At 67.3% G+C, this 19,902-nt stretch carries 19 protein-coding genes and 2 tRNA genes; 5 read left to right on the forward strand and 16 right to left on the reverse strand.

What is annotated here, in order from left to right; genetic code table 11:
- The first annotated feature begins 4 nt into the window (after positions 1-4).
- Positions 5-1,792 (forward strand): menaquinone biosynthesis decarboxylase, encoded by a 1,788-nt coding sequence (locus tag B043_RS0100840; protein WP_018460592.1) that lies wholly within the window; start codon positions 5-7, stop codon positions 1,790-1,792.
- A 114-nt stretch (positions 1,793-1,906) separates the two neighbouring features.
- Here B043_RS0100840 and der read toward each other — a convergent pair whose 3' ends face one another.
- Positions 1,907-3,214 carry a ribosome biogenesis GTPase Der gene (gene der, locus B043_RS0100845; protein WP_018460593.1) on the reverse strand — a complete coding sequence of 436 codons (1,308 nt, stop codon included), beginning with the start codon at positions 3,212-3,214 and terminating at the stop codon, positions 1,907-1,909.
- 73 nt (positions 3,215-3,287) lie between these two features.
- Between der and B043_RS0100850 the strand changes: the two genes are divergently transcribed.
- Together B043_RS0100850 and B043_RS0100855 are read left to right on the forward strand one after the other, a co-directional pair.
- A complete protein-coding gene (locus tag B043_RS0100850; RefSeq protein ID WP_018460594.1) occupies positions 3,288-3,857 on the forward strand; it encodes a 1-acyl-sn-glycerol-3-phosphate acyltransferase in 570 nt (189 codons plus the stop codon).
- 9 nt (positions 3,858-3,866) lie between these two features.
- The gene (locus tag B043_RS0100855) at positions 3,867-4,226 is read left to right on the forward strand and encodes a DUF4870 domain-containing protein (RefSeq protein ID WP_016328699.1); all 360 of its coding nucleotides are present in this window, start codon (positions 3,867-3,869) and stop codon (positions 4,224-4,226) included.
- On the opposite strand, the gene B043_RS0100860 is transcribed toward B043_RS0100855, so the two are convergent.
- Complete coding sequence (locus B043_RS0100860) at positions 4,207-4,578, reverse strand: 4'-phosphopantetheinyl transferase superfamily protein (RefSeq protein ID WP_018460595.1); 372 nt, start codon at positions 4,576-4,578, stop codon at positions 4,207-4,209. The two genes, B043_RS0100855 and B043_RS0100860, sit on opposite strands and share 20 nt — an antisense overlap.
- A gap of 34 nt (positions 4,579-4,612) precedes the next feature.
- Between B043_RS0100860 and rsmF the strand changes: the two genes are divergently transcribed.
- Positions 4,613-5,977 (forward strand): 16S rRNA (cytosine(1407)-C(5))-methyltransferase RsmF, encoded by a 1,365-nt coding sequence (gene rsmF, locus B043_RS0100865; protein ID WP_018460596.1) that lies wholly within the window; start codon positions 4,613-4,615, stop codon positions 5,975-5,977.
- On the opposite strand, the gene B043_RS0100870 is transcribed toward rsmF, so the two are convergent.
- The 12 genes from B043_RS0100870 to B043_RS0100935 all read right to left on the reverse strand — a co-directional run bounded on the left by B043_RS0100870 (position 5,972) and on the right by B043_RS0100935 (position 18,304).
- Positions 5,972-6,997, reverse strand: a complete 1,026-nt coding sequence (locus tag B043_RS0100870) for a 3-dehydroquinate synthase (RefSeq protein ID WP_018460597.1) — start codon at positions 6,995-6,997, stop codon at positions 5,972-5,974. The two genes, rsmF and B043_RS0100870, sit on opposite strands and share 6 nt — an antisense overlap.
- Entirely contained in the window at positions 6,975-7,529 is a 555-nt protein-coding gene (locus B043_RS0100875) for a shikimate kinase (RefSeq protein WP_016328703.1), read from the reverse strand. Before B043_RS0100875 ends, B043_RS0100870 begins: the two co-directional genes overlap by 23 nt.
- Positions 7,529-8,680, reverse strand: coding sequence for a chorismate synthase (gene aroC / locus B043_RS0100880; protein ID WP_018460598.1), 1,152 nt, complete (start codon positions 8,678-8,680; stop codon positions 7,529-7,531). Before aroC ends, B043_RS0100875 begins: the two co-directional genes overlap by 1 nt.
- Before the next feature lie 74 nt (positions 8,681-8,754).
- Positions 8,755-11,025 (reverse strand): secretin N-terminal domain-containing protein, encoded by a 2,271-nt coding sequence (locus B043_RS0100885; protein ID WP_018460599.1) that lies wholly within the window; start codon positions 11,023-11,025, stop codon positions 8,755-8,757.
- Between the two features lie 937 nt (positions 11,026-11,962).
- Complete coding sequence (locus tag B043_RS0100895) at positions 11,963-12,526, reverse strand: type IV pilus inner membrane component PilO (RefSeq protein WP_211207610.1); 564 nt, start codon at positions 12,524-12,526, stop codon at positions 11,963-11,965.
- A gap of 40 nt (positions 12,527-12,566) precedes the next feature.
- Entirely contained in the window at positions 12,567-13,193 is a 627-nt protein-coding gene (locus B043_RS0100900) for a hypothetical protein (protein WP_016328708.1), read from the reverse strand.
- Positions 13,186-14,331, reverse strand: a complete 1,146-nt coding sequence (pilM, locus tag B043_RS0100905; protein WP_018460601.1) for a type IV pilus assembly protein PilM — start codon at positions 14,329-14,331, stop codon at positions 13,186-13,188. Before pilM ends, B043_RS0100900 begins: the two co-directional genes overlap by 8 nt.
- A gap of 184 nt (positions 14,332-14,515) precedes the next feature.
- Entirely contained in the window at positions 14,516-15,520 is a 1,005-nt protein-coding gene (locus B043_RS0100910; RefSeq protein ID WP_018460602.1) for a homoisocitrate dehydrogenase, read from the reverse strand.
- A 45-nt stretch (positions 15,521-15,565) separates the two neighbouring features.
- A complete protein-coding gene (locus tag B043_RS0100915; RefSeq protein ID WP_018460603.1) occupies positions 15,566-16,072 on the reverse strand; it encodes a DUF5317 domain-containing protein in 507 nt (168 codons plus the stop codon).
- A 35-nt stretch (positions 16,073-16,107) separates the two neighbouring features.
- Entirely contained in the window at positions 16,108-17,514 is a 1,407-nt protein-coding gene (locus B043_RS0100920) for an HD-GYP domain-containing protein (protein ID WP_026234064.1), read from the reverse strand.
- Positions 17,515-18,150: 636 nt separating this feature from the next.
- Positions 18,151-18,226 (reverse strand) — tRNA-Phe (locus B043_RS0100930).
- A 1-nt stretch (position 18,227) separates the two neighbouring features.
- Positions 18,228-18,304, reverse strand: a tRNA-Asp gene (locus tag B043_RS0100935).
- A 66-nt stretch (positions 18,305-18,370) separates the two neighbouring features.
- Here B043_RS0100935 and B043_RS0100940 point away from each other — a divergent pair.
- A complete protein-coding gene (locus B043_RS0100940) occupies positions 18,371-18,742 on the forward strand; it encodes an SRA domain-containing endonuclease (protein ID WP_016328713.1) in 372 nt (123 codons plus the stop codon).
- On the opposite strand, the gene B043_RS0100945 is transcribed toward B043_RS0100940, so the two are convergent.
- A complete protein-coding gene (locus B043_RS0100945) occupies positions 18,699-19,457 on the reverse strand; it encodes a type III pantothenate kinase (protein ID WP_018460606.1) in 759 nt (252 codons plus the stop codon). The two genes, B043_RS0100940 and B043_RS0100945, sit on opposite strands and share 44 nt — an antisense overlap.
- Complete coding sequence (locus B043_RS0100950) at positions 19,457-19,870, reverse strand: OsmC family protein (RefSeq protein WP_026234065.1); 414 nt, start codon at positions 19,868-19,870, stop codon at positions 19,457-19,459. Before B043_RS0100950 ends, B043_RS0100945 begins: the two co-directional genes overlap by 1 nt.
- Between the last annotated feature and the right edge of the window lie 32 nt (positions 19,871-19,902).

Raw genomic sequence — 19,902 nt, forward strand, 5'->3', positions numbered from 1 at the left:
CCCTGTGTTTAGGAACCTCGGGGCCTACCTGGAGGCGCTGGAGCGGCGGGGGGAGCTTAGGCGGGTGAGGGTCCCCGTCACGAGCGAGCTGGAGATCACCGAGATCGCAGACCGCCTGGTGAAGCGGGGCGGCCCCGCCCTACTCTTTGAAAAGGTGGTGGGGAAGGACTTCCCCCTGGCCATCGGCCTTTTCGGCACCCGGGCACGCACGGCCTTTGCCCTGGGGGTGGAGGACCTGGACGAGCTCGCCCGCAAGGTGGAAACCCTCCTGGCCCTAAACCCAGGGAAGGGAGGGCTTTCCGCCCTCCTGGGCCTCCTCCCCAAGCTGCCCCTCCTCAAGGGGTTCTTCCCGAAGAGGGTGGCCCGGGCCCCGGTGCAGGAGGTGGTCCTAAGGGGCGAGGCGGTGGACCTCTTCCGCCTTCCCGTCCTCAAGTGCTGGCCCCTGGACGGGGGGCCCTTCATCACCCTGCCCCTCGTCATCACCCGGGACCCGGAGACGGGGGAGCTCAACCTCGGCATGTACCGCATGCAGGTGCTGGATCAAAGGTCCACCGCCATGCACTGGCAGCTCCACAAGGTGGGCCGCCGCCACCTGGAAAAGGCCAAGCGGCTTGGGCAAAAGCTTCCGGTGGCCGTGGCCCTGGGGGGGGACCCCGTCCTCACCTACGCGGCCACCGCCCCCCTGCCCCCCCTCCCCGGCGTGAGCGAGTTCCACCTGGCGGGCTTCCTCCGGGGGGCCCCCATGGAGCTCGCCCGGGGGGTCATGGTGGACCTCCCGGTGCCCGCGGAGGCGGAGTTCGTCCTCGAGGGCTACATTGACCCGGAAGAGCCCCTGGTGGAGGAGGGCCCCTTCGGGGACCACACCGGCTTCTACACCCCGGTGGACCTCTACCCCCGCTTCCACGTGACGGCCATCACCCACCGAAAGGGTGCGGTCTACCCCGCCACCATCGTGGGCGTGCCCCCCATGGAGGACGCCTACCTGATTGAGGCCACCGAAAGGCTCTTCCTCCCCGCCCTCCGCCTGGTCCTGCCCGAGGTGGCGGACTACCACCTGCCCCCGGAGGGGGTGGCCCACAACTGGGTGAACGTGGCCCTGAGGAAGGAGTACCCGGGGCAGGCCTACAAGGTGGCCTACGGCCTTTTGGGCCTCGGGCAGATGATGTTCGCCAAGGTCCTGGTGGTGGTGGACGAGGGCGTGCCCCTAAAGCCCGGTTTTGAGACCCTCCTCCGCGCCCTACGGCACGCCCTCCCCGGGCGGGACACCCTTTTCCTTAGGGGGCCTATGGATGTCCTGGACCACAGCGCCCGGGCCTTCGCCTATGGGGGAAAGCTGGTCATAGACGGCACGCGCAAGCTCCCCGAGGAGGGGGAGGAGGTGCCCTTCACCCCGAAGGCGCATTCCCACCTTCCCGAGGACCCGGAGGCCCTGGCCCAGCGCCAGTGGCCGGGGGTCTGGGGCGTGACCCTAAGGAAGGAGGCCCCGGGCCAGGCCTTCCGCCTGGCGGAGAGGCTCCTTAGGACCCCGGAAAGCGCGGGGATCCGCCTCCTCCTCCTGGCGGACCACGACACCGCCCTGAGCCCGGAGGAGCTCCTCTGGGCGGTGCTCAACAACATAGACCCCGAGCGGGACGCGCGGGTGATGGACGGGGTGGAGGGGCCGGTTCTGGTCCTGGACGGAACCAAGAAGCTCCCCGAGGAGGGCTTCACCCGGGTCTGGCCGGAAAGGATCCGCATGGACGAGCGGATAAAGGCCCTGGTGGACGCCCGCTGGGCGGAGTACGGGATTTAAGTACCCCACCGAAGCTCCCCAGGAAGGGGGTTCGGCGCGCTTTTACCCGGAGGTGGGGATTTTTCGCTAGAAAAGGTGCTTCGGCGCTCCGCCAAGGAGCCCCACCGAAAGCCCTCAGCGTTCGCTCCCTTCCTCCCGCCTCCCGCGGAAGACCAGGCGGAAGGGAACCTCCTTTAGGCCTAGGTCCTCCCCGATGCGGTTTTTCAGGTAGTTTTCAAAGGCCCGGGTTACGAACTCCGGATGGTTCACGAAGAAGACGAAGGTGGGGGGGGCCACCTCGGGCTGGGTGGCGTAGAGGATCTTCAGGGGCTTGCCCTTGAAGTTGGGCATCTGCACCCGGCTGGTCCAGACGCCCACCCAGCGGTTGAGCTCCGAGGTGGGGATGCGGGTGTGGTTGAGCTCGTGGAGGCGCACCGCCTCCTGGAAGATCCTCTCCAGGTTCTGCCGGGTGAGGGCGGAGGTGTAGACCCGGGGCAGATGGTCCAGGTGGGCGAGCTTCTCCTTTAGGAGGCGGCGCATCCTTTGGGCCTCCTCCTTGGGCACCAGGTCCCACTTGGTGATGACCAGCACCACCGGCTTTCCCTTCTCCAAGGCCTCGTTGGCGAGCTTCAGTTCCCGGTCCCCCACCTGGAAGGGGTCCACCACCAGGAGGACCACGTCCGCTTCCCCTATGGCCCTGAGGCTCCGCCGTATGGCCAGCTCCTCCACAAAGGTCTCGGGGCGCTTGCGGATGCCCGCGGTGTCCAGCAGGATAAAGCGCTGGCCCCCGATGTCCACGGGGACGTCAATGGTGTCCCGGGTGGTGCCGGGCTCCTCGGAGACGATGACCCGCTCCTCCCCCAGGATGGCGTTTAAGAGGCTACTTTTCCCGGCGTTGGGCCGCCCCACGATGGCCAGGCGGATGGCGGCCACCTCGGGCTCGGACTCCTCCTGGCGCACGGGAAGCCGCTGCCAGATGGCCTCAATGAGGTCCTCGAGGCCCCGCGCGTGCTCGCTGGAGGTGGGGATGGGGTCCCCGAAGCCCAGGGCGTAGAGGGGGCCCAGGTAGTGCTCGTGGGTGGGGTGGTCCACCTTGGTGGCCACCAGGAGCACGGGCTTGCCCTTCCGGCGCAGGTACTCGGCCACCTCGTGGTCCGCCGGGGTGAGGTCCGCGCGGCCGTCCACGGCGAAGAGGACCAGGTCCGCCTCCTCCAGGGCCCGGTCCACCTTCTCCTGGATCTTCTTCTCCCACCGGTCCCCGGACCAAAGCCCCCCGGTGTCCACCAGGAGGAAGCGGCCGGTGTCCGTCTCCACCACCTCCTCCTTGAGGTCCCGGGTCACCCCGGGGGTGTCGGCCACCACCGCGCTTTTCCTCCCCACGAGGCGGTTAAAAAGGCTGGATTTGCCCACGTTGGGCCGGCCTACGATGACAACCCTGTACATGCTCCCCCACGAAAAGGGGTGGGCTAACCCCACCCATCCCCTAAGTGTACCACGGGCTGGTATACTTGGCGTTATGCGGTTTTTGGCCAGGCTTCTCCTTCGCCTCCTGGGGTGGCGGCTGGTGGAACACCTACCCCCGGGGAAGCGCTACGTCCTCATCGGCGCGCCCCACACCTCCAACTGGGACTTCCTCTTCGCCCTTCTCGGCCTTTGGGCCTTGGGGATCCGGGGGCGGTGGCTGGGGAAGAAGGAGCTTTTCCGCTCCCCTCCCTTGGGCTTCCTCTTAAGGGCCTTGGGGGGGATCTCCGTGGACCGGAGCCGGAGGACGGGGCTGGTGGAGGAGGTGGCCGAGCTTTTGAAGAAGGAAGATCTGGTCATCCTCATCACCCCCGAGGGCACCCGCGCCCAGGCCCCCTACTGGCGGAGCGGCTTCTACCACATGGCGAGGGCGGCGGGGGTCCCCATCGCCTTCGGTTACCTGGACGCGAAGCGCAAGGAGCTCGGGGTGGGGGGGTACCTCCAGCCCAGCGGGAACCTCCTCCAGGACTTCGCCCAGATCCGGGCCTTCTACCAGGACAAGGTGGGCCTAAAACCCCACAAGCAAGGCCCCATCCGCCTGAGGGAGGAAGCGGAGATGGGGTAAGCTTGGGCCATGAACCCCAAGCCCTTTGAGGAAACGGAGCGCACCTGGGCGGTGGTGGCCCACCTGGCCCCTTTGGTGGGGTACTTTCTCCTCATCGGCCAGATCCTCCTTCCCCTGGCCATCCTCCTTTGGGGGCCTAAAAGCGCTTTCGTGCAGGCCCACGCCAAGGAGTCCCTAAACGGCCAGGTGAGCTACACCCTCTACGGCCTCGCCCTTTTGCTCCTGGCCCTCACGGTGGTGGGCCTGGTGGTGGCGGTGCCCCTGGGCCTTTTCCTCCTTTTCCTCATGCTCTGGAACATGGTCCAGGGGGCTTTGGCCGCGGGTCGGGGGGAGGTTTACCGCTACGCCCTCATCCTGAGGCTTCTCTGACCAGGAGGACCACCGCCAGGGCGTGGGTCCGTTCGTGGCTTAGGGTGAGGAGGGCCTTCAGGCCCTTTTCCCGCAGGGCCGCTTCCAGCTCGGGAGCGAAGCGGAGGGTGGGCTTCCGCCCCTCCATCCCCACCCAGACCGCCTTCCAGGAGAGGCTTTCCGGCCAGCACTTCTGAAAGGCCTCCTTGGCCGCCAGGCGGGCGGCGAGGCTGGGGGCGGGGTCTTGGTGCCTTAGGGCGTAAAGGCGTTCCTCCTCGTGGAAAAGCCGCCTTAGGGCCCGCTCCCCATGCCGTTCCAGGAGGGCCCGCACGCGGGCGATCTCCACCAGGTCGGCCCCCAGGGCGAGGATCATCCAGAAGAGTCTACCCTGTGCTAGGGTGCGTAGCGTGTGGCCCAAGGCCTTTCTCGCCCGCATGGCCGAGCTTTTGGGGGAGGAGTACCCCGCCTTTTGGAAGGCCCTCACCGGCCCCCGGACCTATGGCCTGCGCACCAACACCCTGAAGCTCTCCCCGGAGGACCTAAAGGCCCTCGCCCCCTGGCCCTTAAGGCCCATCCCCTGGTGCCCCGAGGGGTTTTACTACCCGGAGGAGGCCCGGCCCGGCCCCCACCCCTTCTTCTACGCCGGGCTCTACTACATCCAGGAGCCCAGCGCCCAGGCCGTGGGGGTGCTCCTGGACCCCAAGCCTGGGGAAAGGGTCTTGGACCTGGCCGCGGCCCCCGGGGGGAAGACCACCCACCTCCTCGCCCGCATGGAGGGGAAGGGCCTCCTCCTCGCCAACGAGGTGGACGGGAAGCGGGTGCGGGGGCTTTTGGAGAACGTGGAGCGCTGGGGGGCTTCTCCCCTCGTGACCCAGGTGCCCCCGAAGGCCCTTCTGGAGCGCTTTGCCGGGTACTTCCACCGGGTGCTCCTGGACGCCCCCTGCTCGGGGGAGGGGATGTTCCGCAAGGACGAGGAGGCGAGGCGGCGCTGGGGCCCCTCCGCCCCCAGGCGCATGGCGGAGCTCCAGGCGGGGCTCCTTTCCCTTTCCGTCCGCCTCCTCGCCCCCGGGGGGGTTCTGGTCTACTCCACCTGCACCTTCGCCCCGGAGGAGAACGAGGGGGTGGTGGCCCGGGTGCTGAAGGCCCACCCCGAGCTCCACCTGGAGGAGGCCCGCTTCCACCCCCTCTTCGCCCCCGGGGTGCCGGAGTGGGGGGATGGGAACCCAGAGCTTGCCAAGACCGCCCGGCTCTGGCCCCACCGCCTCGAGGGCGAGGGGCACTTCCTGGCCCGTTTCCGGAAAGGGGAGGGCCCCGCGGGCACCCCCCCAAAGGAGCGCCTCGGCCCCCTCCCCAAGGAGCTGGAGCGCCCTTTTAGGGCCTTTTTGGAGGCCCTGGGCCTGGAGCTAGAAGGCCCCTTCCTTCCCCGGGAGGGGCACCTCTACCTCCCCCCGGAGGAGCTCCCCCTCCTTGCGGGCCTCCGGGTGCCCGCCCCGGGGCTTTACCTGGGCAAGGTCCAAAAGGGGCGCTTCCTCCCGGCCAAGGCTCTGGCCCTAGCCTTCGGGGCGAGCCTTCCCTGGCCTCATCTGCCCCTCTTCTCCCTCGCCCCGGAAGACCCCCGGGCCCTGAGGCTCGCCCTGGGGGAGGGGGTGGGGTGGGAGGGGAAGGACGAGCCTTTGGGCCTCATCGTCCTGGAAACGGAAAGAGGGCGCTTCCCCCTGGACTTCGGCAAGGCCAAAGGGGGGGTGCTCCGCCCCACCGGCCTTGGGCTATAGCCGGGCCCGCCAGAGGGCGTAGGCCTCCTTCAGGAGCCCCTCGGGTAGGGGGCGGACCACCAGGTGGCCTGGGGCCAGGGGGACCACCCAGAGGAGGCTTTCCGAGACCTTCTTCTTGTCCCGGAGGAGGTAGGGGAGGAGGTCCTCCCAGGGGGGGGTGGGCGGGGGNGGGGGGGAGAGCCAATGGAGGAGCCCCTCCACCCGCCCCACCAGGTCCTCCCCCCCCAGGGCCCGGCCCAAAAGGGCGGCGAAGAGGAGGCCGTAGGCCACCGCCGCCCCGTGGGGGAGGGCGTGGCGGCTATGGGCCTCCAGGGCGTGGCCCAGGGTGTGGCCGAGGTTTAAGAGCCTCCGCTTGCCTTTTTCCAGCGGGTCTTCCTCCGTCACGGCCACCTTCACCGCCACCGCCCGGGCCAGGTAGGCCTCGAGGCGGGGGCTTTCCGGCGTGAGGTCCTCCACCTGCATAAGGGCCTCGTCCCCCGCGATGAGGCCGTGCTTGAAGGCCTCCACCAGCCCCTCCTTGAAGGTGAAGGGGGGGAGGGTCTTGAGGGCCCTAAGCTCCGCGTACACCCCTATAGGGAAGTGGAAGGCCCCCACCAGGTTCTTCCCCTCGGGGAGGTTGATCCCCGTCTTCCCCCCCACGCTCGCGTCCACCACCGCCAGGGTGGTGGTGGGGAAGGAGAGGTAGGAAAGGCCCCGCAGGTAGGTGGCGGCCACGAACCCCCCGAGGTCCGTCAAGGTCCCGCCCCCCATCACCAGCAGGGTGGCGTTCCGGGGAAGGCCCTTCCCCGCCAGCCAAGAGAGCACGCGCCCGTAGGTCCCTAGGGTCTTGGCCCCCTCCCCCCCTTCCAGGCCCAGGCGGTGCTCCACCCCCCAGGCCTCCGCCAGGCTCTCGGCCAGGGGGGCCACCTTGGTGTCGTAGAGGAGGGCCAGGGGGCCTTCCGGCCTCCTCGCCTCCTGCAAAACCCCCTCCCCGATGAGGATGGGGTAGGGCCTGGGTTCACGCACCTCGAGCCTTTGCATACCGCCAAAGGGCCTCCACGATCTCCTCCACCACCTCCTCCACCCGCCGCCCCTCCGTGGTCACGTGGATGTGGGCCTCCTGGTAGATGGGGGCTCGGGCCTGGAGGAGGGCCTCGATCCGCCCCAAGGGGTCTTCCCCCTGGAGGAGGGGCCTTTCCCCGGGCTTGCGGGCCACCCGCTCCAGGATGGTCCTGGGGCTTGCCCAAAGGGCCACCACCGGCCCCCGGGCGAGGAGGCGGGCCCGGTTTTCCGGGTCCACGAAGGTGCCTCCCCCTAAGGAGAGCACCAGGTGGTCCTTCTCCGAAAGCTCCGCCACCGCCTCCTTCTCCAGGCGGCGGAAGGCCTCCTCCCCCAGGTAGCGGAAGATGTCGGGGATGGAGAGGCCGGTGCGCCGTTCAATGAAGCGGTCCAGGTCTATGAAGTGGAGCATGAGGGCCCGGGCCAGCTCCCGCCCCACGCGGCTTTTCCCCACCCCCATGAACCCCGTGAGGCTCACGAAGGTGGCGGGGCGGGGCACCTCTATGCGCCGCATCAGTAGGCCTTCACCCTTTTCCGGTACCGCTCCACCCGTTCCTGGACCTCCTCCATGGTGTCCCCACCGAACTTCTCTAGGTAGGCCTGGGCCAGGACGATGGCTGTGAGGGCGCAGAGGATGACGCTGGCCGCGGGGACGGCGGTGGTGTCGGAGCGCTCCCGGGCCGCGTCCTTGGGCTCGTGGGTCACCACGTCCACCGTGGGGAGGGGCTTCATCAGGGTGGCGATGGGCTTGAGGGCGGCCCGCAGGATGAGCTCCTCCCCCGTGGTCATCCCGCCCTCGAGGCCCCCCGCCCGGTTGGTCTTGCGGTAAAACCCCCGCTCGGGGTCCCAGTAGATGGGGTCGTGCACCTCCGAGCCCCGCTTCATGGCGTTCTCAAAGGCGGGGCCGATCTCCACCCCCTTCACCGCGGGGATGGAGAGGGCCATCTGGGCGAGACGGCCGTCCAGCTTCCGGTCCCAGTGCACGTGGCTCCCCAGGCCCGGCACCAGGCCCCGGAACCGGGCCTCGATGATCCCCCCCAGGGTGTCCCCCTCGGCCTTGGCCTGGTCCACCCGGCGGATGACCTCCTCCTCGGCGGCGGGGTCCGTCATGCGCACTGGGCTTTCCTCTATCCGGGGAAGGAGGTCCCAGCGGAAGGGCACCCCGCTCCACACCCCCGCCATCCCCACCACGTACCCCACCCCCTCCACCCCGAGGAGGCGGAGGAGCTTCAGGGCCACCGCCCCCACGGCCACCCGCATGGCCGTCTCCCGGGCGCTGGCCCGTTCCAGAACGTCCCGCAGGTCCTTGTGCCCGTACTTCATCCCCCCCGCCAGGTCCGCGTGGCCGGGCCGGGCGGCGGTGAGGGCCTTCTTCCGGGGTTCGTTCCCCGGGGCGGGGTCCATGATCTCCACCCAGTTGCGGAAGTCGGCGTTTCGGATGGCCAGGGCCACCGGGGCCCCGGTGGTGCGCCCGGCCCTGACCCCAGCGCGGAACTCCACCTGGTCCTTCTCGATGACCATCCGCCTGCCCCGGCCGTACCCCCCCTGCCGCTTTTCCAGCCAGGGGTTGATGTCCTCCTCCGTGAGGGGGAGCCCCGCGGGGAGGCCCTCGATGATGGCGAGGAGTTCGGGCCCGTGGGATTCGCCGGCGGTGAGGAACCTCATGGGCCCATTCTAGGGCCTTTTCGCGGGAAAGGAAAAACCCCCCCGCTAGGGCGGGGGGGGTCGGGAGGGAGGCTTTAGGGCCTGCTCGCCGTTTCCTTCAGCACGTCCGCGGTGATGACCACCAGGAGCTCCCGGTCGGTGGTTTCCCCCGTCCGTTGCTTGAAGAGCTCCCCGATGAGGGGGATGTCCATCAGGAAGGGCACCCCCTGGACGGTTTCGTTGTTCTCCTGGGAGGTGAGGCCCCCCAGGACCACGGTCTGGCCGTCCCGGACCCTGAGGGTGGTGGTCACCACCTGCTTGGTGAAGCGGTCCACGTCCCCGTCCACGGGGTTCCGCTGCACGTTCCCCGAGACCTCCGCCTTGATGTTGAGGAGGATCTGGCCGTCCGCGGTGATCTGGGGCGTGACCTCCACGATGATGCCGATGTCAAAGGGCACCCGCTCCACCTGGTCCCCCACCACCCGGCGGATGAGGAAGGTCTCCCCAGACTGGAGGCGGGCGGTCTGGTTGTTGAGCACCGTCTGGTTCACGTCCCTTAGGGCCCGGGAAAGCCCCTGCCGCTGCAGGGCGTCCAGGGTGGCCATGATGTTGAGGGCGGCGAGGCTCCTGGTGGAGTCAAAGATGAGGGAAAGCCCGGCGTCCACGATGCTGGCGGCCACGTTCCCCCCGGCGATGGTGTTCCACTTGAGGCCCAGGGCGCGGCTGAAGTTGCTCTGCACCTCCTGGATGCGCACCCTCAGGTTCACCTGGGGCACCGCCTGGTCCAGCCGGGGGATGAGGCCTTCCACCAGGGCCAGGTCCTCCGCGGTCCCCGTGACGATGAGGGTGTTGGTGCGCTCGTCGGCCACCACGGTGGCGGTGGGGGTGGCCGTGGCCTCCTGGCCTTGGGCCTGGGGCTGGGGGCCGGTCTTGGCCTTCAGGGCCTCCTGCAGAACGGCGGCCAGGTCCTTGGCCTTGGCGTTGGAGAGCTGGTAGGTGCGCTGGAAGAGGGCGGGGCCTTGCTCCGGGGCCCGGTCAATCTGCAAAAGGAGGGCCTCCACCTCCTTTAGGGCCGCTTCCGTGCCCCGCACGGAGAGGATCCGCTGCCCGGGCACGGTCTGGACCACCACGCCTGGCACCTCCCGGGCCAGGAAGGGGGCCACCTTCTCCGCGTCGGCGAAGCGCAGGGGGAAGAGCCTGCGCACCGTGGCCTCCTGGGGAGGGGGGGGCGGGGCCTCGGCCACGTCCACGGCTTTGAGGAGTTCGGCGAAGAGGGCCTGTTCGCTTTCGGGGGCTTCCAGGAGGAGGGCTTTGGGGTTGCCGGGGATGGCCTCCAGGCGGGCGGCCGGAAGCTCCTTGGAGAGGAGGGCCCTTAGCCTTTCCCCTACGGCCTCGAGGGTGGTGTTCTGCAGGGTGTAGACCCGGCGGACCGCCTTGGGCAGGTCGGCGGCCTGGAGGAGCCCGGCAAGCTTGGCGTGGTCGGCTTCCGTGGCCAGGACCACGGCCCGCTTGGGGTCGGTGGGGAGGGGGGTGATCTGGGCCCCCGGCACCTGGGCCTGGAGGAAGGCCAGGAGCTCGGGGAAGGTGGCGTGCTTCAGGGCGTAGCTCTTCTCCACCCGGGGCTCGGGCCGGGCCAGGGGGGGGAGGGGACGGAAGTCAATCCCCGAGCGCTGGAGGAGGTCGGCAAAGCGGGTGTGCTGCTCGGGGGTGGCCAGGACGGAGAGGATGGCCTTAAGCCGCCCGGCCTCCTCCACCACGATCCAGTTCACCCCGATCCCCGCGGCCTCCCGGGTGAGGAAGGGGAGGAGGTCGTTTTGCACCCAGGCCTTGGCCCCGTCTATGTTCACCACCGTCCGGGTCTGGCCCTGGGCGTCCACCTCCGTGCGCCGGTAGGCGATCTCGGGAACCGCCAGGATGTAGGGCCTTCGTTCCGCGGCCCCGGTCCGGCTTGGCGCATCCACCAAGGCGGTGATCACCTGGCTGGGGGCCACCACCACCACATCGGGGGGGAGGAAGAGGTAGTCCAGGTTGTACTGGGTTCCGTAGGTGGCGAAGAGGAGGTCCCACACCTCCCGGAAGGGCTTGCCCTGGAAGTCCAGCTTCACGTTGGGCAGGGCCGGGGCGGCCTTGGCGGGGTCCCCTGTGGGGTCGTAGGCCCGGTAGATGAGGGGCTGGAGGCCCGCGCTTTTGGCCAGGGCCTCGAGGACCACGTCCAGGGGCAGGGTGAGCCGGGTTTGAACTGGACTGCTTTCCACCTTCAAATTCACCGGGACCCGGAAGCGGGGCTCATCGGGGAAGCTCCCGGCCATGGCCAAAAGGCCGAAGCCCACGCCGAGGGCCAGTCCAACGGCTTTGGAAAACCTCATTCGCCACCTCCCGATAGGGTCAGGTCCATACGTTCCTCCTTCAGGGCCAGCGTAACCCGGCCTTCCTCAATACCCTTCACAATGGCTTCGCTACCCGGGATGGGGCTGCCTGCGGGCAGCACCAGGTACCCGTCCTTGCTCTCCAGGATGGCCACGCTCACCGGGCCCAGGAGGGTGCCCGAAAGCTTCAAGCCCTTTTCCTCCACCAGGGCCTCGAGGGGGGTTTTGGGGGCAGGGGTTGGGGTTGGGGGAACCCCCTCCTGTGCGGAAGGGCCCGCCTCTTGGGGTAAAGGCGCTTCCACCAGGGTGAGGGGGGCCTGGGGGGCCACCCGTTCTTGGGGTAGGGCCGGGGTTTCCACCCGGGCCGTGGGCGTCAGGACCTTAGGGGCGGGCAAGGCCCCCGCGGTCCCCGGCAAGGGGGTACGGCCGGTGGTAGCGGTGGGCAGAGGGGCCTGCGGGCGGACCTCCACCCGGGGTGGGGGGGCCACCACCACGGGCTCGCCCCTGGGGATGGGGCTTACGGGCTGGGGCTGGATGGGTGGGGCGGGGGCTTCCACCACCAGGGGCACGAAGGGGTTGGGCGGCGGGGTGGTGGCCTGAACGGCCCGTGGGGGCGCCACGGTCCTGGGGGGTTCCTCGACTTTTGGGGGTTCGGCCTGAGGGGCTTGGGTCTGGGTCTGGGGCTCCGTCTTGGCTTCCTCGCTGGGGGTGAGGGGCGGGATAGGGGGGGCCTCGATGGGGCCGGGGGNGGGGGCGGCCTGGGGGGGTTCCGCCGCCGCCGGCCCCCCCTGGGCCGGCAGGTAGAGCCCCACGTACCACAGGGCTACCCCTCCCACCAGGAGGAGGGCTACCAGGAGAATTTTCGTGGATTGGGGCAGGTTGCGCAGGCCCGAGAGGAAGCGGGCCAGGGTCGTTTGGGTGCCCCGCTCTGGTTCCTTCACTGTCCACCTCCCCCGCCCGGGGTTCCGGACGCCTGCTCCAGTTCTTCCACGTCCTTGGCCAACATGTAGAGGGTTAGGGTCAGGCTGGTGTTCAGGGTGGGGTTCAGGCTAGGTTCCCCGGCCACCGCCAGGGAAAGCCCAGAGATGGAACTGAAGCGGGAAAGCCCCTCCAGGCGCCCGAGGTAGGCGTAGGTTTCCGGGAAGGGGCCCTCCAGGGATAGGGCCAGGTTCACCGCCCGCACCTCCGGGACAGGGGCGGAGGTGGGGGAGCGGTTTAGGGCCCGCACGGTCACCCCGCTCCGGGCCGCCTCCGAGAGGAGGGCGTTCAGCACCTCCCCAAGCCGCTCCTCCCGGGGAAGGGCCCTTAGGAAGGCTTGGCGCTCCGCCTGAAGCTCGGCAATGGCCGCCCGGAGTTCCGGCAGGGCCCTTTGGGCCTGGCGCCCCCGGTCCCGCTCGGGGATGAGGGTGGCGATCTCGTTCCGCACCGCCTCCGTTTCCTGGCGGATGGGGGCGATGAGGAGGAAGTACCAGAGGAGGGCCAGGATCACGGTGAGGGCCATGACGAGAAGGGCCCACTCCCGCTGGCCCAGCCGGCTTAGGCTAAGGTTGAGCACTGCGCTCACCTCCCATGGCCCCTATGCGGGCGGAAAAGGTCCAAAGCCCCCGGTCCCGATCCAGCGTGGCCCCTTGGAACTCGATCCCGAACCGGGGGGAGGACTCGAAGGCCCGGACGAAGCCCACCAGGGCTTCCCGGTTCAGGGCCTCCCCCTGGACGGTGAACTCCACCCGCACCGTCTTGCCGTCGTAGGCCCCGTTCTGGGCGGCCTGCTTGGCTTCCTCTTCCGAGAGGGCGCGGGTGTTCACCGAGCGGAGGGCCACGGGGAACCGGCCTCCTGTGCGCGGGATCTGCCCGATGAAGGCCGCCAGGTACTCCGACCAGGGCACGAACCCCTTCCTCAGGCCCTCCCGGATGGCGAGGAGGGCCTCGAGGGTCTTCCTTTCCCGCTGGAGCCGGTTCTGCTCGGCGATGAAGGGCCTTAGGGCCTCCACCTCGGCCTTCAGGGCATCCCGCTCCGAGCGGGCCAGATTGAGCTCCGTAAGGGCGGTGTAGTGGAGGAAACCCATGGTGAGGAGGACGAAAAGGGCGAGGAGGGAGGCCGCAAGCCGCCACCAGCCGGGCTCCACCCGGCGCCTAAGGTCCTTGGGGAGGAGGTTCAGCCTAATCAAGCGGACTCACCCCCCTTAAGGCCAGGCCCACGGGCACCATAAACTCCGGGGCCAGGCCCTTGAGCTCTTCCAGGTCAAAGCGCTTGGGGTCCACGGCGATGCCCTCCCAGGGGTTGGGCACCTCAAAGCTCACCCCCAGGGTGTCCGTGAGGAGGGTGGGGAGGCCCCGGAGCTTGCTCCCGCCCCCCGTGAGGTAGCCCACCTCGGGCTGGAGGTCCCCCATCTGCACCCGGAAGAACTCCAGGCTCCGCCGGATCTCCTGGGTGAGCTCCACCAGCACGGGGCGGATGGCGTCATAGATGCGGGCCGGGCTGTACCGTTCCCTCTCCGCGTCAAAGTCCAGGAGGAGTTCCTCGTCCTCCGTGGGGATGGTGGCCAGGCCATAGGTGCGCTTGACCTCCTCCGCGCTGAGGAGGTCCAGGCCGAAGGCCTTGCCGATGGCCTCGGTGAAGTCCTTGCCGGAGAGGGTGAGGATGCGCACGTAAAGGGGCCGGTCCCCCTGGGTGAGGACCAGGCTGGTGCTCTCCGCTCCGATGTCCACGGAAAGGGTCACCGGACCTTCCGTGAGCTTTTCTTCCAGGGGGTAGAGCCCCGCGAAGGGCTTCACGTCCACCACCACCGGGATGAGCCCTGCCCCCCTCAGGGCCTCGATGAGCCCCGCCACGCTCTCCTTCCGGGCGGCCCCCACCATGACCTCCACCTGCTCCCCCTCCTCGGCCTCCTCCAGGGGGGTGAGGGGGGCGTAGTCCAGGACCACCTCGTCTATGGGGAAGGGGATGTAGCGCTCCGCCTCCCAGCGCACCGCCTCCTCCATCTCCTTGGCGGGCATCTTGGGCACCTGGACCGTGCGCAGGATGACCGAGAGGTTGGGGGCCGCGGTGACCACGTAGCGCTTCTTGGTCCTGGCCTCGGCGAGGAGCTCCCGGAGTTCTTGAGCTAAGGCGCTGGGCTCGGCGATGAGCCCGTCCACGAGGGTGCCCGGGGGGGTGGGCCGCATGGCCCAAGCCTTGAGGGCCGGGGGGTTGCCGGAAAGCTCCACCAGCTTGAGGTGCGCCGCCCCGATCTCCAGGCCCAGGGCCTCAACCCGGGGTTTGAATAGACGGCTCAGTGCGCCCTGACGAAAGAGCCTTTGAACCACGTGCCCTCCTTCCTGAACCTTAATCCTCTATTAGAAAATAGCATAGCGCAAACTCCTTAACGAAGCCCTTCCACCCCCCTGTGGGCTGCTGCCCTTGGCCCTGCCCTCCAGGTTGGCCCCTACATAGGGCTACTATACCACGAAACCCCCGGGGCGCCCCGGGGGTTTCCGGAACCCCTACGCCCTACACCCGCCCCAGGGCCCGGATCACCGCTTCCGTGAAGGCCTTGGTGGTGGCGTTTCCCCCGAGGTCGGGGGTAAGGGGGCCCTCTTCCAGGGCCAGGTCCACCGCCCGTTCCACCTTCCGGGCCATCTCCTTTTCCCCCAGGTAGTCCAGCATCATGGCCGCGGAGAGGATGGCCGCCGTGGGGTTGGCGATCCCCTGGCCGGCGATATCCGGAGCCGACCCGTGCACGGGCTCAAAGACCGCGGTGGTGTCCCCGATGTTGGCCGAAGGGGCGAGGCCCAAGCCCCCCACGAGCCCCGCGGTGAGGTCGGAGAGGATGTCCCCCAGGAGGTTGGTGGTGACGATCACGTCAAAGCGTTCGGGGCGCATGACGAGCTGCATGGCGCAGTTGTCCACGATGATGTCCTGGACGTTCACCAGGGGGAAGTCCTTGGCCGCCTCGCGCACGGTGTCCAGGAAGAGCCCCTGGGTGAGGGGGAGGACGTTGGCCTTGTGGGCGATGTGGAGGGTCTTACGGGTCCGGCCCTCGGCGATCCTTAGGGCCACGCGCCCGATGCGTTCGCTGGCCTTTTTGGAGATGACGGCGTCCGCGATGGCCACGTCCAGGTAGCGGCGTTCCTGCTCCACGTAAAGCCCTTCCGTGTTCTCCCGCACGATGATGAGGTCCACCCCCGGGCGGCTATTCGGGATGGGGCGGCTCTTGGCCGGGCGCACGTTGGCGTAGAGGTCCAGCCGCCGCCTTAAGTAGCGGATGGCCCCGAAGAACCCCGGCACCTTGCGGGTGGGGCTGGTGGCGGCCCCGAAGAGGGTGGCGTGGCAGGAGAGGATCTTCTCTACGGTTTCCTCGGGGACGGAGGTCCCTCTTCGCTCAAAGGTTTCCCAACCCGCCTCGGCCTCCACGAACTCCAGGGGAAGCCCGGTGGCCTCCAGCACGGCCCGGGCCGCCGGAACCACCTCGTGGCCGATGCCGTCGCCCTCAATCAAGCAGATGCGGTACCCCATGAACTGGCCTCCTTACGGGGTTCATACCCCTTAGCGAACTATACACTACACCAGGCCCAAGGCCCAGAGGGTGGCGAAGAGGAGGAGGCCCAGGGCGAACCCCAGGCGGAAGGGGCTGGGCTTGAGGCTCCGGGGCCTGAGGGCCCCCTCCACCACCACCCCCATAAGGCCCAGGAGGATGAAGAGGTCCCCCAGGCTCACCGCCTTACGCAGGGGAGGCAGGGCGATGGTGTCCCCCAGGAAGGGGAGGCGGGTGGAGCTGTCCAGGAGGGTGTGCACCGCGTCCTTGCGCTCCTTTAGGATCTCCTCCCACCCCTCCACCCCGGCCCGTTCCAGGGCCCCTAAGCTCACCGGCATGTGCCCCCCGTTGGCGAAGATGACCAGGGCGTTCAGAAAAAGCCCGAGGAGGACCAGGTAAAGGCTCTTCAGGTGCCGGTTTTGGTAAAGGCCGTAGCCCACGAGGAGGAGGACCAGGGCCTTGGCCAAAGGTCCTGCCCACTCTGGGGCGAAGAGGCCCCGGTAGGTGCCGTAGGCCAGCCCCCCCTCGACCAAGGCGGCCAGGAGGAAGGCCCAGGGCGCCCGGAGGTCTAGCTCTCCGAGGTCCTTGAGCCGGGCTCCGAGGACGAGGGCAAGGACGATTCCGAAGAGGGCTGCGGCAAGGTAGAGGGTGATACCGATCCCCCCTTTGCGGCCAGGTAGGCCTCGCGGTCGCGCCAGATGGGGTTCTGGTTCCAGAGAACCGTAAAGAGCCGGACCAGCTTGGGGTCAAACTGGACGCCCGAAAAGTCCTGCACCTCCTTTAGGGCTTCCTCGGGGGACTTGGCCTCCCGGTAAGGTCGGCCTGCGGTCATGGCCTCGTAGGCGTCCGCCAGGCCCACGATGCGGGCCTCCTCGGGGATGTCCTGCCCCGCAAGGCCCTCGGGGTAGCCCCGGCCGTCCCAGCGCTCGTGGTGGTAGAGGATGACGTTGTAGACCAGCTGATCAAAGGCCACCTTCCTGGCGGGGGAGAGGAGTTCGGCCCCCAGTTTGGTGTGGCTTTTGATGAGGTCAAACTCCGCTTCCGTGAGCTTTCCCGGCTTGAGGAGGACCGCTTCCGGGATGGCGATCTTGCCGATGTCGTGAAGCCTGGCCGCCCGGTAGATTTCCTGAGCTTTGGCCTCGTCGTTATAGAAGGCCTTGGCGAGGTCGCGGGCGATGTCCGCCACGCGTTCGGAGTGCATGCGGGTTTGCCTCTCCTTGGCCTCCAGGGCGTTCATGAGGACTTCCAGGGTGGTGTCAAAGGCCTGCTCCAGGCGCACCTTCTCGTCCCAGTAGTAGCGGCTGTAGTAGAGGGGCACCAGGAAGAGGAGGACCGTCCACCCCCCCCAGTTGCCGATGAGGGGGGTTTCGTAGGCGCGGGCCAGGAGGAGGGCTATTGGCGAAAGAAAAAAATAGCTTATGGCAAGCCACTTGAAATTTTTGCGCCAAATCTCGCCCCAAGGTGTATTTGAGGATAAATAAATTGCTGTGGTAACTAAAGATGTGTTGGTTGCGAAAAAAGCAAGAGCGGCTGTAGATATCCCCACACCTGTGCTTAAATTCCAGGATCCAAGATAGAGAGAGTTGTTTGTAAAAAAGTTCCATACTAAGCCGGCTATTGCTGTAGATAAAGCGTCCTGAGAACGATTGAAGACTTGTTTATACCAACTACTCCCACTGCCTTGAAGAAAAACTAGAAGAGGAACGATCCATGGAGGAAACAAGACTAGCATAGCTAAAGCGAAGAGGAACAGCTGACTCATACTGGCTTGAAAGGGAAGGCGTATTCTGACTCGAACACTCCAGTGAAGCAATAAACCCCAAAAGAAAACCCCCCAAAGGTCGTATTTAAGAGGTTCGCTCCTAAAAGCTAAGATGAGGTAGCCTTCAGCAAGCAGAAAGAACAAAAAAGTCCCTACGATGAACACAAGCACCCTAAGAGGGGGCACTTCCTGTTTTCTCAAAAAGGGTGACATTCTGCTAAAAGCATAACACAAAAGAAGGAAGAGTGCTTATGTGCGTAAAAGAAAAAAGGCCAGAAACCTGGCCTTTTTTCTTTATTCCCAGCGAGCAGAAGCCCCAGCCGCGAGCCCGAGAGCGATCAAGCTACCGAGAAGAACCAACACACGCGCGATCAGCTTCTTCATCTTCATCCCTCCTTTTCCTGCGCCCGGGGGGTCGTCCCCGTTTGCTTGTCTTTCACTGTAGAGGGGTCTGTCAATACTGTCAAGAGGGGAAGAATAAGTATCAGCACGGTGAAAACTGTCACTCCCTACGCAATTGTTTGGACTGAAGAGAATATATGCTCCCAGCCTAGCACACCCTGCGCCAGCTGGGAAGGGGGGTAAGCCGTGCTTGGTTGTGGGCGGGAATCTTAAACGGGAATAAGAAAACCCGGGGGGAAAAGGGCTTCCCCTCGAGGTCCCCAATACGCCTGGTTGAACATCCCTTGCGAATACACGGGTCCAATCTGCGCTGAAAATCTACCGCCCAAATGCGCCTTTAAATGCACCCCCAGAAGCTTCGCGCTTCCTTCCTGGCTTTCACCCCCCAAGGGGAAGTTTAGCAGAAAATCCCGGAGAAAGCCAAAGCCCCCCGAAAAGGGGGGCTTTTGGTGCCGAGGGGCGGAATCGAACCGCCGACACTGCGATTTTCAGTCGCATGCTCTACCAACTGAGCTACCTCGGCGTGGCGGCCCCGACGGGACTCGAACCCGCGATCTCCCACGTGACAGGCGGGTGTGTTAACCAACTACACCACGGGGCCTTAGGGTTTGTGCCGGGTCGGGGGCGTCCGACCGGGCATTTAGGATAATAGCCGGGGCTTTAGGCTGTGTCAAGCTTGACCTGGACCGAGGTCTTCGCCTACCACCGGACGCGGAAGGGCATCGGGGAGAAAAGCCTCCTGGTGGACCGGGGGGAATCAGGCTACCGGAACGTTTTTTTGCCGGATGGGCGCATCCTCTACATGGGGGAGGGCAGGCGGGGCCACCAGGCCCCCATGGGGGGCAACCTCCGCCTCCTCCTGGCCCACCGGGAGGGGCGCCCCCTTAGGGTTTTCCTCCGGGAAAGGCCCGGGGTTTGGCGGGACCTGGGGTGCTACCGGGTGGAGGGGTGGCGGTACGCCCTTCTGGAGGAGGAAGGGCGGTACGTGTACTGGTTCACCCTTGCGCCTGGTGGATGCGAAGGAGGCCTTTCAAGGTGAGGTCCTCGTCCACCAGATCAAAGGAGGGGCAGATGGGCTTTAGGACCTCCGCGAAGCCCCCGGTGGCGATGACCAGGGCCTCCCCCACCTCCTCCTTAAACCGGCGCACCATCCCCTCCACCAAGGCGGCGTAGCCCAGGACCAGGCCCGAGCGGAGGGCCTCGAGGGTGTTCTTCCCCACCGCCCTTTCGGGGGGGACCAGGTCGATGCGGGGGAGCTTGGCCGTGCGCTGGGCCAGGGCGTCGGCCGCGGTCTGGGGGCCGATGGTGATGGCCCCCCCCAGGTAGCGGTTCGGGGCCTCCACCAGGTCAAAGGTGGTGGCGGTGCCGAAGTCCACCACGATGTAGCGGCCCGTGGGGCTTTCGTAGGCCAGCGCCCCCACCGCGTTCACCAACCGGTCGGCCCCCGCCTCCTTGGGGTTGTCTATGAGGACCTGAAGGCCCGTGGCCTCCGCGTCCACCACCCTGGCCTCCACCCCAAAGAGGTTCCCGATGGCCCGGGCCATCTCCCGCTCCACCGGGGGCACCACGCTGGAGAGGAGGGCGGCCTTGGGGGGTGGGAGGCCTTCTAGGGCGAAGAGGTTTTTGAGAAGGACCCGGTACTCGCTTTCCATCCGCATCCGGTCGGTGTGGATGCGGAAATGGGCCACGAGCCTTTCCCCCTCAAAAAGCCCTAGGGCGGTGGAGGTGTTCCCGATGTCCACCGCGAGGAGCATCATTCCCCTTCCCAGGGCTCCAGGACCACCCGGGTGGTGATCTCGGCGTTGAGGTTGGCGGACACGGAGCAGTACTTGGTGTGGGAGAGCTCCACCGCGCGCTCTAGGGCCTCGAGGGTCACCCCCGGCCCCGAGGCGATGTGGGTCACGGTGATGTGGGTGTAGCGCTTGGGGTGGGTTTCCGCCCGCACCCCCTCCACCTCCACCCGGTAGCGGGCCAGGGGTTGCTTCTTCTTCCGCATGATGTCCACCACGTCGTAGGCGGTGCAGGCCCCTAAGGCCATGAGGAGGAGCTCCATGGGGCGGGGGCCGGTGGCGGGCTGATCCCCGTCGATCATCACCTTATCCCCCTGCTCGTTCACGCCCAGGAAGCGGTGGCCCACCAGTTGGTAGACGGTGACCTTCTTCGTCATGAGCCGCATTTTACCAAGCCTTCATCTTGTGG

Source organism: Thermus oshimai DSM 12092, assembly GCF_000373145.1.
Taxonomy (GTDB): domain Bacteria; phylum Deinococcota; class Deinococci; order Deinococcales; family Thermaceae; genus Thermus; species Thermus oshimai.

Excerpts from the sequence above, each read along its gene's own strand:
- der (WP_018460593.1), bottom strand. The coding sequence starts at position 3,214 with ATGTACAGGGTTGTCATCGTAGGCCGGCCCAACGTGGGCAAATCCAGC.
- B043_RS0100850 (WP_018460594.1), top strand. The coding sequence starts at position 3,288 with ATGCGGTTTTTGGCCAGGCTTCTCCTTCGCCTCCTGGGGTGGCGGCTG.
- B043_RS0100855 (WP_016328699.1), top strand. The coding sequence starts at position 3,867 with ATGAACCCCAAGCCCTTTGAGGAAACGGAGCGCACCTGGGCGGTGGTG.
- B043_RS0100860 (WP_018460595.1), bottom strand. The coding sequence starts at position 4,578 with ATGATCCTCGCCCTGGGGGCCGACCTGGTGGAGATCGCCCGCGTGCGG.
- B043_RS0100875 (WP_016328703.1), bottom strand. The coding sequence starts at position 7,529 with ATGCGGCGCATAGAGGTGCCCCGCCCCGCCACCTTCGTGAGCCTCACG.
- aroC (WP_018460598.1), bottom strand. The coding sequence starts at position 8,680 with ATGAGGTTCCTCACCGCCGGCGAATCCCACGGGCCCGAACTCCTCGCC.
- B043_RS0100885 (WP_018460599.1), bottom strand. The coding sequence starts at position 11,025 with ATGAGGTTTTCCAAAGCCGTTGGACTGGCCCTCGGCGTGGGCTTCGGC.
- B043_RS0100895 (WP_211207610.1), bottom strand. The coding sequence starts at position 12,526 with ATGGCCCTCACCGTGATCCTGGCCCTCCTCTGGTACTTCCTCCTCATC.
- B043_RS0100910 (WP_018460602.1), bottom strand. The coding sequence starts at position 15,520 with ATGGGGTACCGCATCTGCTTGATTGAGGGCGACGGCATCGGCCACGAG.
- B043_RS0100920 (WP_026234064.1), bottom strand. The coding sequence starts at position 17,514 with ATGTCACCCTTTTTGAGAAAACAGGAAGTGCCCCCTCTTAGGGTGCTT.
- B043_RS0100945 (WP_018460606.1), bottom strand. The coding sequence starts at position 19,457 with ATGCTCCTCGCGGTGGACATCGGGAACACCTCCACCGCCCTAGGGCTT.
- B043_RS0100950 (WP_026234065.1), bottom strand. The coding sequence starts at position 19,870 with ATGACGAAGAAGGTCACCGTCTACCAACTGGTGGGCCACCGCTTCCTG.